The sequence below is a fragment of the Nonomuraea endophytica genome, from assembly GCF_014203235.1.
Lineage (GTDB): Bacteria > Actinomycetota > Actinomycetes > Streptosporangiales > Streptosporangiaceae > Nonomuraea > Nonomuraea endophytica.
In genome coordinates, this window is record NZ_JACHIN010000001.1 from 917,020 (window position 1) to 931,160 (window position 14,141).

Below are 14,141 nucleotides of genomic sequence, written 5' to 3' on the forward strand. Positions count from 1 at the left end.
TTGCGGAATTTATTCGTCGACGGACCTAATTCCGTCGCGGCAAAGGCGCGGGCGCGCCGCTGGCGTTGGGTGGCCGAAAGCTTTCCCGACCTGGGACAGATGAACGTCATCGACCTCGGCGGCACCGCCACCGCCTGGATGCGCGCCCCGATCAAACCGGCCAGCGTCCACGTCATCAACCTGGCGCACGACGACCAGGAGCTGCCGAGCTGGCTCAGGACGGAAGTGGGCGACGCCTGTGACCTGCCCAAACGTATTCTGGGCGACGACTACGACCTGGTTTTCTCCAACGCGGTGATCGAGCACGTGGGCGGCTACGCCAGGCGGCAGGCGTTCGCGGACGCGGTGCACTCGCTCGCCGGGCGGTTCTGGGTCCAGACGCCCTACAGATACTTTCCGGTCGAGCCGCATGTGCTTTTTCCTTTCTACCAATTCCTGCCGCTGAACGTCCGGGCCCGGATCAACCGGCGCTGGCCGCTGGTGCACACCAAGTCCCCCGACTGGTCGGCCGCGCTCCAGGACGCGCTGGAAATCGAGCTGATCGGCCGCGCGGAAATGGCGCTGCTTTTCCCCACCGCGCGGATGAGGGCCGAAAGGGTGGCGGGGCTCACCAAATCGCTGATCGCGATCAAGGCGTGACGGTCTCGGTCGGGCTGGCCGGCGCCGGGCCGTGGGCGCGGGCGTTTCACGCGCCGACGTTCGCCGCGGGTCCCGAGACGCGGCTGGCGGGAGTCTGGTCGCGCGATCCCGGCAACGCGGCGCGGGTCGGCGCGCCGGTGTTCGCCACGTTCGGCGAGCTTTTGGAACGTTGCGACGCCGTGGTCTTCGCTGTGCCGCCGGACGTGCAGGCGACTCTCGCGGTCCGGGCGGCGCGGGCGGGCCGGGCCGTACTCCTCGAAAAGCCGCTCGCGCTCGACGTCGCGGCGGCCGGGCGGGTGGCGGCGGAGATCGAGCGGGCGGGCGTGCCGAGCATGCTGACGCTCACCAACCGCTTCCGTCCCGGCGTGCGCGCGTTCCTGCGCGCGTGCGCCGAGACCAGCCTGTACGGCGGGCGGGCCTGTCAGCTCACCAACGAGTTCCGCGACGGCACGTTCGCCCACAGCCCCTGGCGGACCACGGGCGGCGTCCTCTACAACACCGGCCCGCACGGCCTCGACCTGCTCGACGCCGCCCTCGGCACGATCAAGGAGGTCAGCGCGGCCGGCTCGGCCGTGCACATGCTGACCTGCCTGCACGAGGGCGGCGCGGTCAGCCAGCTGACGCTCTCGGGCCAGGTGCCGGGCGTCGGCAAGCGCACGATCTACGAGATGTACGGCCCGCACGGCGAGCTCCGCCTGGACCTGGCCGCCCTGGCCGGCGACTCCGAGCCGACCAGGGCGGCGCTGCGCGCGGAGTTCGCCGCGGCGGTGCGCGAGTGGCGTCCCCATGAGATCGACGTGAACAGGGGCCTGCACCTGCAAAAGCTGCTGGCCGCGGTGTAACGGGGTCATCCACCGCCCGATTACCTAAAGCTGACCTGGGAGGGGCATGTGGGGGATTCGGTCGTCAACCTGACCGTGCACGGCATCGGCGAGACCTGCCGGACGCTCGATCCGGGCGAGGATCTGACCTGGGTGAGCGTGGAGCGGTTCGAGCAGGTCATGGACGCGGTGGTGAACCGGCCCGACGTGCGGATCACCTTCGACGACGGCAACGACTCCGACCTGGAGATCGCGCTGCCGAGGCTGCTGGAGCGGGGACTGCAGGCGGAGTTCTTCGTGCTGGCCGGCGAGCTCGGCAAGCCGGGCCGCCTGGACGAGGACGGGGTGCGGACGCTGGTGGCCTCAGGGATGCGGGTGGGCTCGCACGGCTGGGCGCACCGCGACTGGCGGCGCGTCTCGGCGCGCGAGGCCGATCAGGAGCTGGCCCAGGCGCACGCGGTGCTGAGCGAGGTGTCCGGGCGCCGGGTGTCGCGGGTGGCGATCCCGTTCGGCTCCTACGACCGCCGCGTGCTGGCCAGGCTCAGGCGGGCGGGGGTGAGCCGGGCGTACACCAGCGACGGCGGGCGGGCCAGGGCCGGCGGTTGGCTGCAGGCGCGCACGAGCCTCAAGCACGATCTGGACAGCGCGTGGATCGAGCGGGTCCTGCACGCCGGGACGTCGCTGCGCGATCTGGGCGCCCGCCTCTACAAAAGGACGCGCGGATGAAGCGGGTCGCGGTGGTGATCGTCACCTACAACAGCGCCGACGTGATCGAGGGCTGCCTGCGCTCGATCGTCGCGGGCTCCGAGGGCGTGAAGCTCATCGACGTGGTGGTGGCCGACAACGCCTCCAAGGACGACAGCGTGGCGCTGGCGAAGGCCGGCGGGGCGCGGGTGGTGGAGGTGGGCTCGAACGCGGGGTACGCGGCGGGCTTCAACGCCGCTGTTGCCGCGCTCGACCTGGGCGAACTGGACGCCGTCTACCTGATCAACCCGGACTGCAGGCTGCGGCCCGGGTCCATCCTGCCGCTGGCCGAGGCGGCCTGGCGGGGGATCGCGGCGCCGTACATGGTGAATCCGGACGGTTCGCTGCAGCCGTCGCTGCGGCGGCTGCCGTCGATCGGCCGGGCCGTGGTGGAGGCGGCCATCGGCGGGATCAGGGCGGGCCGGCTCGGCAGGCTGGGCGAGCTGGTGACGCACCCGAGCGAGTACGCCGAGGCGCGCGAGGTCGCCTGGGCGACCGGCGCGGCGTTGTGCATGTCGGCGCGGATGCTGGCCGAGCTCGGTCCGTGGGAGGAGTCGTTCCTGCTCTACAGCGAGGAGACCGAGTACTGCCTGCGCGCCGCCGACCACGGCTGGACCACCTGGTACGAGCCGGCGTCGGTCATCGAGCACATCGGCGGCGACTCGGCGGTCAACCCGTCGCTGGCGGCGCTGCTGATGATCAACAAGGTGACGTTGTTCAGGCGCCGGCGCGGCCCGCTGGCCGGGGGGCTGTACTTCCTGATCGTGCTGCTCGGCGAGGTGGCGCGGGCGCTGACCGGGCGCAAGACCTCGCGCGAGTGCGTGGCCTGGCTGCTGCGGCCCGCGCGGCGCTGGAAGAGCCTGCCGCAATGAGGCTGCTGCCGTTCCACGAGCTCACGCTGGAGCAGCTCGACACCTGGCACGGGCTGCGCGCGGCCAATCCGGCGCTGGACAGTCCCTTCTTCCATCCGCGCTTCGCCGCCGCGGTGCACGCGAGCGGCCGGGCCGTACAGGTGGCCGTGGGCGAGGACGCGCTGCTGGCCTGCCACCTGATCGGCTCGACGCTGCGTCCGGCCGGGTGGCCCGGAGTGGACTTCCAGGGGCCGCTGCTGGCGCCGGGGACCGCCTTCGAGCCGCTGCGGCTGCTCGGCAAGGGGGTGACGGCGTTCGAGTTCGACCACCTGGTGGAGGGGGTGGCCGGGTTCGACCGGTGGACGGCCACCCGGCGGGCCTCGCCGTACGTGGAGGTGGAGGGCGGGCTCGACGGCTACCTCGCGCGCGCGTCGAAGGCGGGCAAGGACAACATGGGGCAGGCGCGCAGGCGCGCCGCCAAGGCCGGGCGCGAGCTGGGGCCGGTGCGCTTCGCCGCCGACAGCGTGAACGAGGACGCGCTGGCGCGGGTGATCGAGCTGAAGCGGGCCCAGTACCGGGCGACGGGCGCGCGCGACTACTTCGCCGAGCCCGACCGCACGGACCTGCTCAAGCTGCTCCTGCACACCCGCGAGCCGGACTTCTCCGGCATCCTGTCGACCCTGCACGCGGGCCCGCACCTGCTGGCCGCGCACTTCGGGATCAGGTCCGGCGGGGTGCTGCACTGGTGGTTCCCCGTCTACGACCCCGAGCACGCCAAGCTGGCGCCGGGCTGGATCCTGCTGCGTGAGCTGGTGCTGGCCGCGCCGTCCCTGGGGGTGGAGCGCATCGACCTCGGGCGCGGCGACGACGAGTACAAGCGCCGCGCCAAGACGGGCGAGACGACCGTGGGTCAAGGTCTGGTCACCCGCAATCCGGTACGGCGGGCCGCCCGCACCGCGCTGGAGCGGGCCAGGCCCACGCTGAGCCGGATGAAGCGCCGCCTAACGTAGCCGCCGCTCCAGCGGCCGTTCGACATACCGGTAGAGCGCCCACGAGGCGGCGAGCGCCAGCGCGAGCATGCCCGCGACCGCCAGCAGCACGAGGGGAACCGGCCGGTCGCCGCCGACCAGCCGCCCCGCCACCCTGATCACCGGCTGGTGGACGAGGTAGAAGGCGAAGGAGATCTCGCCCAGCCACACCATGGGCCGCGAGGCCAGGAAGGACACCCGCTCCCCCAGGTTGTCGCTGGTCGCCGCGGCCGCGATCAGCAGCGCGAACGGCCCCGCCGTCCAGGCCACCCACCCCCAGCGCTCCCACACGAACGGCACCGTGGCATAGGCCGCGAGCGCGATCACCGCCGCGACCGGCAGGCCGGGCCCCCGCCAGCGCCCGGAGGCGACCAGCAACGCCAGCGCGATGCCCAGCGCGAACTCCAGCGCCCGCGTGACCGGGAAGATCCAGACGAACCAGTAGGCGATGTCATCACCCATCGGCTGGGAGAGCAGCGGCACCGCCCAGATGCCGGCGAGTATCCCGCCCGCCACCCAGCCCAGCAGACGCGCGGGCACGCGCCGCAGCAACGGCAGCAGCACCGGGAAGACCGCGTAGAAGGCGAGCTCACACGACAGCGACCAGGCGGGGGTGTTGCCGCCGAAGTAGTAGGCCTCGACCGGCACCCAGCTCTGCAGCAGCACCAGCCCGCTCAGCGCCGGGCCGGCCGAGACGGCGGCGCCGGAGACGGCCAGCAATGCCAGCACGGCGAGCCAGGTCAGGACGTGGTTGGGCAGGACCCGCGCGGCCCTGCGCCGCCAGAAGACGCCGGGAGAGGTGCCGGGCCGCGCCGACCAGGTCAGCACCATCCCGGACAGGATGAAGAAGAAGGGGACACCGGCGGCGCCCGCCGAGAAAAGGGCGGACAGCACCGCCTTGAGCGCCGGGTCGCTGGTCAGCCCGGCCGCGTGGATATGGAAACCGAAGACCGCGAAGGCGGCGATCCACCGTAACCCGGTCAGTGAATCCAGCCTCTTGCGAGTTACTACGAGCTCGCTCATCACCCGTAAATATCACGACCTGCGGGCTCTCGTAACGTTCCAAGCGCAGGTATCGATATCCGAGACGTGGGCGGGGGGATGCGCTGCCCTTGCTTGTCTGGAGGGCAGATGAGGATCAGCGTCTTCGGCCTCGGATACGTCGGCTGCGTCTCGGCCGCGTGTCTCGCTTCGATGGGCCACGAGGTCGTCGGAGTGGACGTCAATCCGGAAAAGGCCGAGCTCATCTCCCGCGGGCTCGCACCCGTCGTGGAGGAGCGGATCGGCGAGCTCACGCGGGAGGTGGTGCAGGATGGCAGGCTGCGCGCCACCACCGACGCGGTCGCGGCCGTGGCGGCCAGCGACCTCTCGCTGATCTGCGTGGGAACGCCGTCGGCGGCGAACGGAAGCCTGTCGACGGCCTTCCTGGAACGGGTGGCCGAGCAGATCGGGCGGACGCTCGACGGCACGCGCAGGCACACGATCGTCTTCCGCAGCACCATGCTGCCGGGCACCTGCGAGGACCTGCTCATCCCGATCCTGGAGCGGGCCTCGGGCCTGAAGGCGGGGACTCATTTCGGGGTGGCGGTGAATCCCGAGTTCCTGCGCGAGGGCACCAGCGTGCGCGACTTCTTCGATCCGCCGAAAACGGTGATCGGGGAATCCGATCGTGAGACGGGAGATCTGGTCGCCGCGTTATACCGGGATTTACCGGGTGAGGTATTCCGCGTCCCGATTCCCGTCGCCGAGATGACGAAATATGCCGACAACGCATTCCATGCGGTGAAAATTGGTTTCGCCAATGAGATCGGCGCCGTCGCCCAGGCCCTCGGCATCGACTCCCACCGCGTCATGGACATCTTCCTGGCCGACAGGAAGCTCAACGTCTCCCCCGCGTACCTGCGCCCCGGCTTCGCCTTCGGCGGCTCCTGCCTGCCCAAGGACCTGCGCGGCCTGGTCTACGCCGCGCGCCGGGCCGACGTGTCCGTGCCTCTTCTGTCGCACGTGCTGCCCGCCAACGAGGCGCACCTGCAGCGCGCCATCGACCTGGTCATCGGCGCCGACCGCCGCAAGGTCGGGCTGTTCGGGCTGTCGTTCAAGCCCGGCACCGACGACCTGCGCGAGAGCCCGCTCGTCGAGATGGCCGAGCGCCTGCTCGGCAAGGGCTACGACCTGCGCATCTACGACGCGAACGTCACCCTGTCGCGGCTGATGGGCGCCAACCGCGCCTACGTCGAGCAGCGCCTGCCGCACCTGGCCGACCTGCTCACCGACTCCGCGCAGGAGGTGCTCGACCACGCCGAGGTGTGCGTGGTCGGCTGCAAGGACCAGGCCGTGCTCGACGTGCTCACGCGCGCCGGGGACCGCCCGGTCATCGACCTCGTCCGCCTGCCCGACGCCGAGCAGCGGCGGGCTGAACCTGGATATGTGGGCCTTGGCTGGTAGGAAAGCGCTGATCCTTGTCGAGAACCTCTCCGTGCCGATGGACCGGCGCGTCTGGCAGGAGAGCACGACGCTGCGCGACGCGGGCTGGGAGGTGCACGTCATCTGCCCGCAGGGCGCCAAGCAGGACACCGAGCCGTACGCCGTCATCGACGGCATCACCATCCACCGCTACCCGCTGACCGCCGCGACCGGCGGCCCCAAGGGCTATCTCAAGGAGTACGGCACCGCCCTGTGGCACACGTTACGCCTGTCCAGGCGCGTGGGCCCGGTCCACGTGGTGCACGGCTGCAACCCGCCCGACTTCTTCTTCCTCGTCGCCCTCCTGGCCAAGCTGCGCTGGCGCAGCCGCTACGTCTTCGACCAGCACGACCTCATCCCCGAGCTGTACGAGTCCCGCTTCACCCGCGGCCGCGACCTGCTCTACCGGGCGGTCTGCGCCCTGGAGCGGGCCACCTACCGGGTCGCCGACGTCGTCATCGCCACCAACGAGTCCTACCGGCAGGTGGCGCTCACCCGTGGCGGCAAGCGGCCGGAGGACGTCTTCGTGGTCCGCAGCGCCCCCGTCGTCGAGCGCTTCCACGAGGTGCCGCCCGAGCCCGAGCTCAAGAAGGGCCGCCCCCATCTGCTGTGCTACCTGGGCGTCATGGGGCCGCAGGACGGCGTCGACTACGCGCTGCGCGCGCTGGCCAAGCTCCGCGACGAGCTGGGCCGTACTGACTGGCACGCGGTCTTCGTCGGCGGCGGCGACACCTTCGAGGCCATGGTCGAGCTGTCGAGGACGCTCGGGCTGGACGACGTGGTCGAGTTCACCGGCCGCATCCCCGACGCGGACCTGCTGCGCTACCTGTCCACGGCGGACGTCTGCCTGGCGCCCGACCCGCTCAACCCGCTCAACGACGTCTCCACGATGAACAAGATCATGGAGTACATGGCGATGGCCCGGCCGATCGTCTCCTTCGACCTGCGCGAGGCCAGGGTCTCGGCGGGCGACGCGGCCAGGTACGCGCCGCCCAACGACGAGTCGGAGTTCGCCAAGCTGATCGCGCTGCTGCTGGACGACCCGGACGAGCGCCGCAGGATGGGCGAGATCGGGCAGGCCCGGGTGTCGGGCCCGCTGTCCTGGGCGAACTCGCGCACCGCTCTGCTGGCCGCCTACGAGGCCGCCGTCGCCTCGTCATGAGCTCAGCGGCTGCTGGTGTCGGTGCCCCAGTCGGCGGGGCGGCCGCGCCGTACCCGGGTCAGGAGACGGTCGGCGAGGAGGACGGCGAGGTAGCAGCCGGCGTCGAGCACGCTCACCCGGCGGGCGCGCAGCAGCGCGCCCAGATCGCCCAGCCGCAGCGGCACCGCGTTGACCGGCCGGCCGAGCTCGGCGAGCTGCCGGTTGCCCAGCCGCACCCGCACGCGGCGGCGCAGGTGCGCGCGGACCGAGCGCGCGGGACGCACCAGCGAGGTCGCGCCGTCGACGACCACGCGCTCGTGCGGCGCGAAGCTGGCGTGCACCCAGCCGTCGTCGGACAGCACGTCAGGCAGCGGGAAGACGCGCGCGTGCCCCTCCTTGCCCAGCGCGTAGACGCCGACGCCGGCCAGCGCCCGGTGCGGCGCCACGAGCGCGTCGTGCACGCGGTGCACCCGCCCGGCCACCCACGTGGCCCCGTCCAGGTCCCAGACGGGCCTGGGCGCGGCGGCCAGCACCCCAGGGCGGGCCAGCACGGCCGCCAGCGCGCGGGCGGAGTCCGCGTCGAGCCCCACGTCGGCGTCGGCGTAGACGCGCGGGAAGACGCCGCAGGCGGCGTCGCCCATCCGCAGCGCGTTGGCCTTGCCCGCGACCGGCGTCTCCAGCACGACAACGCCGGGGCGGGCGGCGGCCGATACGGTGGCGTCGGCGCAGGCGTTGGCCACCACGATCACCTCGAACTCGCCCGGAGCCGCGCCGTCGAGCAGCCGGTCGAGCCCGGCCGCGATGACCGCTTCCTCGTTGTGCGCGGGGATGACGATGCTGGCGACGGGATTCACCTGTCGTTCCCTTCGGAAGGCCGACCATGAGAGTAGAGCGGACCGCCCTGGACGGGGTCCTGCTGTTCGTTCCGACACCGCACCGTGACGATCGGGGCCTGTTCACGCGGACGTTCGACGCGGTGCTCGCGGCCGAGCACGGCATCGACCCGGCCGCGTTCGTCCAGGACAGCCAGTCGCGCTCGCGCCAGGGCACGATTCGCGGAATGCACGGGCGGGCGGGGCGCGGGGAGGCCAAACTGGTGAGATGTGCGCGAGGGGCGGTCCGTGACATGCTCGTCGACATCCGCCCGGGTTCGCCGACGTTCGGCCGGAGCCTGGCGGTCACGCTCGACGACGAGAGCTTCCTGACCCTCTACGTGCCCGCTGGATTCCTGCACGGTTTCCAGGCCCTGACCGAGCAGACCGACGTCTGTTACCGCATCGACCGCGAGCACGACCCGTCCGAGGACCTCTCGGTCCGCTACGACGACCCGGACCTCAAGATCGACTGGCCGCTGCCTCCCGCGGCGGTCAGCGCGCGTGACCTCGCCGCCGGATCGTGGGCGCGGCTGCTCGACCGCCTGACCTGAAGGAGTGGCTGCGATGCGACGGTTGTTCAAGGGCCTGCCCGTGCTCGCCGCGCTGGTGATGACGGCGGCGTGCTCGGCCGCCGGCGGCCAGGTGCCGTCGAGCGGAGCCCTGACCCCGCAAGGCGGGCCGACGGTCACCGTCACGGTGACCGCCTCGGCGAACCCGTCGCCGAGCGCCTCCCAGCTGACCAGCACCGGCAAGCCGCAGCCGACGCCCAAGTCCACGAGCAAGCCGACCGCGCTGGGCCCGCGCCAGGTCGTCGCCCCGGATGGCCGCGCCTGTCCCGACCACCCGACGGCCGCCTGCACCGGCGTGCCGCCCGGCACCAAGCTCACCGAGGCGGTGCTCAACGACAGCGGCCAGGCCCACCGGGTCGACGTGGCCGGTCGGCGGCTCGACCGCGTGCACATCAAGGGCGATCTGGTCGTCCTGGCCGACGACGTGGTGATCACCAACAGCGTGATCGACGGCCGCATCCTCAACGAGAAGGACAGGAAGCTCAAGCGCTTCACGATCAGCGACAGCACGGTCGGTCCCGAGCAGGGCTGCGACAGCCTGCCCGGCATCGGGGACGGCGAGTTCACCGCGGTCCGCGTGCACGTGCGCAACCACGGCGACGGCATCCGCTTCTCCGGCGACAACATCGTCGTCCAGGACTCCTTCATCGACCTGTGCTCCAACCCGAAGGACCACTCCGACGGCATCCAGGGCTACTACGGCAGAAGCAACCTGGTCTTCGACCACAACACCATCGACCAGCGCGGCGTCGTCGACCACAACGCGCCGATCTTCATCCCGCGCACCCAGAACCCCGACGCCGAGAACATCGTGATGACCAACAACCTGCTGATGGGCGGCACGTTCAGCATCCAGCTCTGGGACATCGGCGGGTACGTGATCTTCCGCAACAACCTGCTCGTCGACAACACCTGGGACTACAAACCGGCGGAGGTCCAGTGCGCCAACGTCGACTGGCGCGACAACAAGCTCGTGACCATCGACGACGCCTACCGGGTGACCGGGGTGGTCGGGCCGCTGGCCTGCATGGGCTGAGCCTCCTGTCTTTGCCGAGCCTCCTGTCTGGCGACGCGTAGCAGCGCGCCGCACGCTCCGATCAGCAGGAACATCAGGCCGGTCACGGTGGCGAAGGCGAGCAGGTCGAAGGTGGCCGAGGCCACGATCGGGGCCAGCATGACACCGCCCAGCGTGAGCCCGAGGTCGCGGACGTGCGGGTCCCTGCTCAGCCGCCTGGCCCAGATCCCGGCCGCGATGCCCAGGGCCATCATGATCACGTAGATGGCGGTGCCGATCAGGCCCAGGTCGATGGCGGTCTGCATGTACTGGTTGTCGAACACCTGATACTTCGGGAAATACCAGCTGCCGGTGCCGCGCCCCAGCCACAGATGCCGCTCGATCTCGGCGATGGCGATGCCGTAGTCGTGCGTGCGGTACTGCACGCTGGAGTCGGTGAAGAAGTTGACGAACAGGTCGAGGAAGGTGCCCAGCAGGCCGGGCACCGCGACCTTCATCACCGCGAGGAAGCCGGCCAGCACGGCCAGCGCCCGCAGCCGCCGCTTCCACGTCCATCCGCACACCAGCACCGCGCCGATCGCCACCAGGCTCAGCACCGCCGAGCGCGAGACCGAGAACATCAGCCCGGCCCCGATCATCGCCGTACACGCCCACCAGCGCAGGAACGGCTGGCCCAGGGTCTTGGCGCGCAGCGCGTAGTGCGCGGCGATCGGGAGCAGCATCGCGCTGATCACGCCGAACTCGATCGGGTGCGCGGTGGTCGCGGCGACCCTGCGCACCGAGCCGCGCTCGAAGACGTAGAGGTCCTCCCAGCTCAGCCGGAGACCGGGCAGCACCAGGTAGCGCGTGATGTCGAACCCGGTCACGAACTGGATCGCGCCGATGACGCCGATGATCGCGCCACCGGCCACCGCCGCCTTCAGCACGAGGTTCAGCCGCTCGATCCCGCGTACACCGTCGCAGACCAGCAGCCCGATGCCCAGGTTGGCCAGCAGCAGGAAGAGGTTCTGGTCGGCCAGGTTCAGCTCGTCGGACGGCAGCCAGTGGTAGGTGCCGTAGCCGTAGCTGACCAGGTTCGCGGTGAAGAAGAGGAACAGGCCGGAGCGTGCCATGTTGCGGCCCTTGGCCGCCCCGAGCGTGGTGGTCAGCTGGGTGATCAGCCACAGCACCAGCCCGATCATGCCGACGATCGCCGCGGGCGTGACCGACAGCGGCAGCCCGCGCACGATGAGCGCGGCCGGCGTGATCAACAGGATCACGATGTAGATGCAGGCGATCGTGGCCCCGTCGGCGCGCGGGCCGGCGAACATCCCGTCGATGTCGGCCACCTTCACCGGCCGGTGCCCGTTGAGGCTGGGCAGCCCGGCGGGCCGGAAGTCGATGGCCATGCTCAGGGCACCCGCTCGGGCATGACCACCTCGGGCAGGCCCGTGTCCTTGGCCACCCGTCTGCGCCTGGCCAGCGCGAAGCTCTCCGCGGCGTAGGCGGAGGTCAGCGCGGCCATGCCGCCGAGCGCCAGCGCCACGACCATGGCCCGCGACTTGCGGGCCAGCCGGGGCTCGGGCGCGGTGGGCGCCACGACGTCGGTGACCACGATGTAGGTCGTGGCCGGGGCGGCGACCTGCATCTCCCGCTCGCGCAGCTCCACCCGCGCGCGGGCGCTGACCCGCTGCACGAGCTCGCGCGACAGGTCCGGCGACGGGCTCTCCACCTCGATGTACACCAGCGGCCCGTTGGCCATCGCCTCCAGGTTGCTGCTGCCGTTGTTGACGCTCAGCTCGACCGCGCCACCGGGCGGCGCGCCCAGGTCGGTGGCCACGTCGGGCGAGTTGAGCGCGGCGATGAGGATCGAGGCCGTGGCGGTCAGCCCGCGCTCGGTGACGATCAGCGGGTTGAGCTCCGGGTTCGGCTCTTTGGGGTTGTAGGGCAGCACCCCGCCGTTCTTGGGCAAGGTCAGCGCGATCACGGCGTTCGACGCGTACTGCACCGGCACCGTGCGGTAGACCGCGAGCGAGACGAAGACCGCCAGCGCGAACGCGGGCAGCACCACATACCAGCGCCGGAACAGCACGCCGATCGTGCTCCAGAAGTCCATGACGCTCCCGTCAGCCGCCGCGCTCGGTGGCCACGGCGTCCTCGGGCTCGCTTTCGTCCTCGGGCTCCTCCGCCTTGGCCTTGCCGTTGCCGTTGGAGGTCTCCTCGGCGACCACGGCGGGGAAGGAGTCGGTCGGCATGTCGTCCTCGTCGGCCGCGGGATCCGGGCGTTTCTCGGGGATCTGCGCGTGGACGACATGCTCTTCTCGCGGAAGCTCTTTTCGCGGAAGCTCTTCTCGCGGAAGCTCCTTCTCCGGTACGGCCGGCGCCCGCGCCACCCGCCTCCGGGCACGGCGGCGCTCCAGCCCGTACACGATGCTGATCCCGAGGAACATCGCGATCACGAAGCCCATCGCGGCGCCCATGAACTTGTCCATGGCGTCCGACTCGGGCGGTGTGGGCGGCACGATGTCCATGAGCACCACGTACGTGGCGGTCGGCGCGCCCAGCTCCCGTTGCCGGCCGTCGAGCTCGCGGATCAGCCGCTCGCGCGCCTTGGCCACGACGTCCGCCGACGCCTTGGCAGAGGTGCTGGTGGCCTCCACGTAGAGGAACGGTCCGTCCATGCCGATGAGCCGGGGGCTGGTGCTGCCGTCGTTGACGACCAGCTCGGTGGGCCCGTCCTTGGGCGCGCCCAGCTCGACCCGCGTCTCCTCGACGCTCAGCGCGAGCACCAGCGTGGCGACGGCGGTGCTGAGCCCCTCGGTCTGGATGAGCAGCGGGTTGCCGCCGCCGCCCGGGTTGACCGCGTTGCGGTTGACGATGCCGCCGTTGACCGGCGGGGACACCATCATGATGGTGCTCGACATGTAGCGGACCGGGATGACGGCGAAGGTCGCCGCCGCGACGCCTACGGCGGCCAAGGCGACCGGGATCCCAATGCGCTTCTGCAGGAGGAGGCGCAGGAGCGCCTTCCAGAAATTCACGTGCCGGTCTCCCCCTCAGTGCCCGGGACGCTGGCCCCCAACACGATTTCATCGTTCCAATGGGGCTTGTCGTTACATAGCACGCGCGGCTTCCGGTATCCGCTCAAGGTCGCTCGCCCGCATGAAATCGCCCAGTGTGGTGCCGCTGCACGCGGCGTCCACGTTCGGCGCGCCTCTTCCGGCCAGCACGTCGTCCAGGTTCACCGTCCTGAAGTCGATGCTGAACCTGGTGCGCCCGGAGGTGTTGGGCACGGTCGAGTGCAGTTGGGCGCCGGAAAACATCAGGATCCCGCCGGGCTCGGGCACGATCCTGATCTCGGGCAGCAGGTCGAGCGGTTCCTCCGGTTTGGGCTGCTCGCGGGTGTCGGAGTGGATGTGGCGCGCGGCCGTGGGCCGACCGACGCGGTTCCACTCGCCGTAGTCGTAGCGGGCGCTGCCGTTGGCCACGGGCCGGTCGAAGTAGCGCGGATGGAAGGCCATGACGTTCTCCGGCACCACCTCGAACACCGGGATCCACCAGTTGACCTGGCTGAAGGGCGCCGAATACCAGCAGTCGCGGTGGGCGTGGTAGGCGTAGGAGATGCCCGAGTCGAGGTAGTGGTCGGAGGTGGACGTCCGTAATCGGGGGACGTCGTAGTAAGTACGCTCCAGGTTCATGCCCATCTCCTCGAAGATCTTGGGGAGGATCTCCTTGCACCGCCGGTGGTGGATGAACCGCGGCTTCAGGTCGGACAGCAGTCCGGCGAATTCCTCTACGGGCATCTCGAACTGCGCGGTCTCCGGGTTCCTGCCCGCGAACGCCTCCTCGATCAGCTCTCGCGCGAACGCGATCAGCTCGGTCGAGGCGGCCGTGGCCGGAAAGGTGAAGATCTCCCCCTTGAAGATGAGATCCCGGCGAGCGTCGTCGTCAAAGGTGCTACATGCGAAGACTGACGTCATGGGTTGAACTTTCTCGTGCTCCCCGCCCCAATTAAT

Annotated in this window: 15 protein-coding genes; 9 read left to right on the forward strand and 6 right to left on the reverse strand. The window is 70.7% G+C overall.

Features of this window, described 5'->3' with window-relative positions; all coding sequences use genetic code 11:
• From HNR40_RS04425 to HNR40_RS04445, 5 genes are read left to right on the forward strand one after another with little or no spacing between them, the layout of a single operon-like run.
• A complete protein-coding gene (locus HNR40_RS04425; RefSeq protein WP_221339913.1) occupies positions 1-639 on the forward strand; it encodes a class I SAM-dependent methyltransferase in 639 nt (212 codons plus the stop codon).
• A complete protein-coding gene (locus HNR40_RS04430) occupies positions 636-1,481 on the forward strand; it encodes a Gfo/Idh/MocA family protein (RefSeq protein WP_221339914.1) in 846 nt (281 codons plus the stop codon). The genes HNR40_RS04425 and HNR40_RS04430 overlap by 4 nt, the downstream gene beginning before the upstream one ends.
• Positions 1,482-1,529: 48 nt before the next feature.
• A complete protein-coding gene (locus tag HNR40_RS04435) occupies positions 1,530-2,186 on the forward strand; it encodes a polysaccharide deacetylase family protein (protein WP_184958527.1) in 657 nt (218 codons plus the stop codon).
• Positions 2,183-3,076, forward strand: coding sequence for a glycosyltransferase family 2 protein (locus tag HNR40_RS04440; RefSeq protein WP_184958528.1), 894 nt, complete (start codon positions 2,183-2,185; stop codon positions 3,074-3,076). The genes HNR40_RS04435 and HNR40_RS04440 overlap by 4 nt, the downstream gene beginning before the upstream one ends.
• Positions 3,073-4,065, forward strand: coding sequence for a GNAT family N-acetyltransferase (locus HNR40_RS04445; protein ID WP_184958529.1), 993 nt, complete (start codon positions 3,073-3,075; stop codon positions 4,063-4,065). Before HNR40_RS04440 ends, HNR40_RS04445 begins: the two co-directional genes overlap by 4 nt.
• On the opposite strand, the gene HNR40_RS04450 is transcribed toward HNR40_RS04445, so the two are convergent.
• Positions 4,057-5,106, reverse strand: a complete 1,050-nt coding sequence (locus HNR40_RS04450; RefSeq protein ID WP_184958530.1) for an acyltransferase family protein — start codon at positions 5,104-5,106, stop codon at positions 4,057-4,059. The genes HNR40_RS04445 and HNR40_RS04450 overlap by 9 nt on opposite strands.
• 108 nt (positions 5,107-5,214) lie before the next feature.
• Here HNR40_RS04450 and HNR40_RS04455 point away from each other — a divergent pair, with 108 nt between their 5' ends.
• Together HNR40_RS04455 and HNR40_RS04460 are read left to right on the forward strand one after the other, a co-directional pair.
• The gene (locus HNR40_RS04455; protein WP_184958531.1) at positions 5,215-6,528 is read left to right on the forward strand and encodes a nucleotide sugar dehydrogenase; all 1,314 of its coding nucleotides are present in this window, start codon (positions 5,215-5,217) and stop codon (positions 6,526-6,528) included.
• Complete coding sequence (locus tag HNR40_RS04460) at positions 6,518-7,708, forward strand: glycosyltransferase family 4 protein (RefSeq protein WP_221339915.1); 1,191 nt, start codon at positions 6,518-6,520, stop codon at positions 7,706-7,708. Before HNR40_RS04455 ends, HNR40_RS04460 begins: the two co-directional genes overlap by 11 nt.
• Positions 7,709-7,710: 2 nt before the next feature.
• Here HNR40_RS04460 and HNR40_RS04465 read toward each other — a convergent pair whose 3' ends face one another.
• A complete protein-coding gene (locus tag HNR40_RS04465; protein ID WP_184958533.1) occupies positions 7,711-8,541 on the reverse strand; it encodes a glycosyltransferase in 831 nt (276 codons plus the stop codon).
• Positions 8,542-8,567: 26 nt separating this feature from the next.
• Between HNR40_RS04465 and HNR40_RS04470 the strand changes: the two genes are divergently transcribed.
• Positions 8,568-9,113 (forward strand): dTDP-4-dehydrorhamnose 3,5-epimerase family protein, encoded by a 546-nt coding sequence (locus HNR40_RS04470; RefSeq protein WP_184958534.1) that lies wholly within the window; start codon positions 8,568-8,570, stop codon positions 9,111-9,113.
• A gap of 13 nt (positions 9,114-9,126) precedes the next feature.
• Positions 9,127-10,167, forward strand: coding sequence for a right-handed parallel beta-helix repeat-containing protein (locus tag HNR40_RS04475; RefSeq protein ID WP_184958535.1), 1,041 nt, complete (start codon positions 9,127-9,129; stop codon positions 10,165-10,167).
• Here the strand turns inward: HNR40_RS04475 and HNR40_RS04480 are convergent.
• The 4 genes from HNR40_RS04480 to HNR40_RS04495 form a co-directional block, all read right to left on the reverse strand.
• Entirely contained in the window at positions 10,122-11,534 is a 1,413-nt protein-coding gene (locus tag HNR40_RS04480; protein ID WP_184958536.1) for an O-antigen ligase family protein, read from the reverse strand. The two genes, HNR40_RS04475 and HNR40_RS04480, sit on opposite strands and share 46 nt — an antisense overlap.
• Positions 11,535-11,536: 2 nt before the next feature.
• Positions 11,537-12,241: a GumC domain-containing protein gene (locus HNR40_RS04485; RefSeq protein ID WP_184958537.1), complete on the reverse strand. Its 705-nt coding sequence runs from the start codon at positions 12,239-12,241 to the stop codon at positions 11,537-11,539.
• A 10-nt stretch (positions 12,242-12,251) separates the two neighbouring features.
• Positions 12,252-13,166 (reverse strand): hypothetical protein, encoded by a 915-nt coding sequence (locus HNR40_RS04490; RefSeq protein ID WP_184958538.1) that lies wholly within the window; start codon positions 13,164-13,166, stop codon positions 12,252-12,254.
• Positions 13,167-13,238: 72 nt separating this feature from the next.
• The gene (locus HNR40_RS04495; protein WP_184958539.1) at positions 13,239-14,105 is read right to left on the reverse strand and encodes a 2OG-Fe(II) oxygenase family protein; all 867 of its coding nucleotides are present in this window, start codon (positions 14,103-14,105) and stop codon (positions 13,239-13,241) included.
• Positions 14,106-14,141 lie beyond the last annotated feature (36 nt).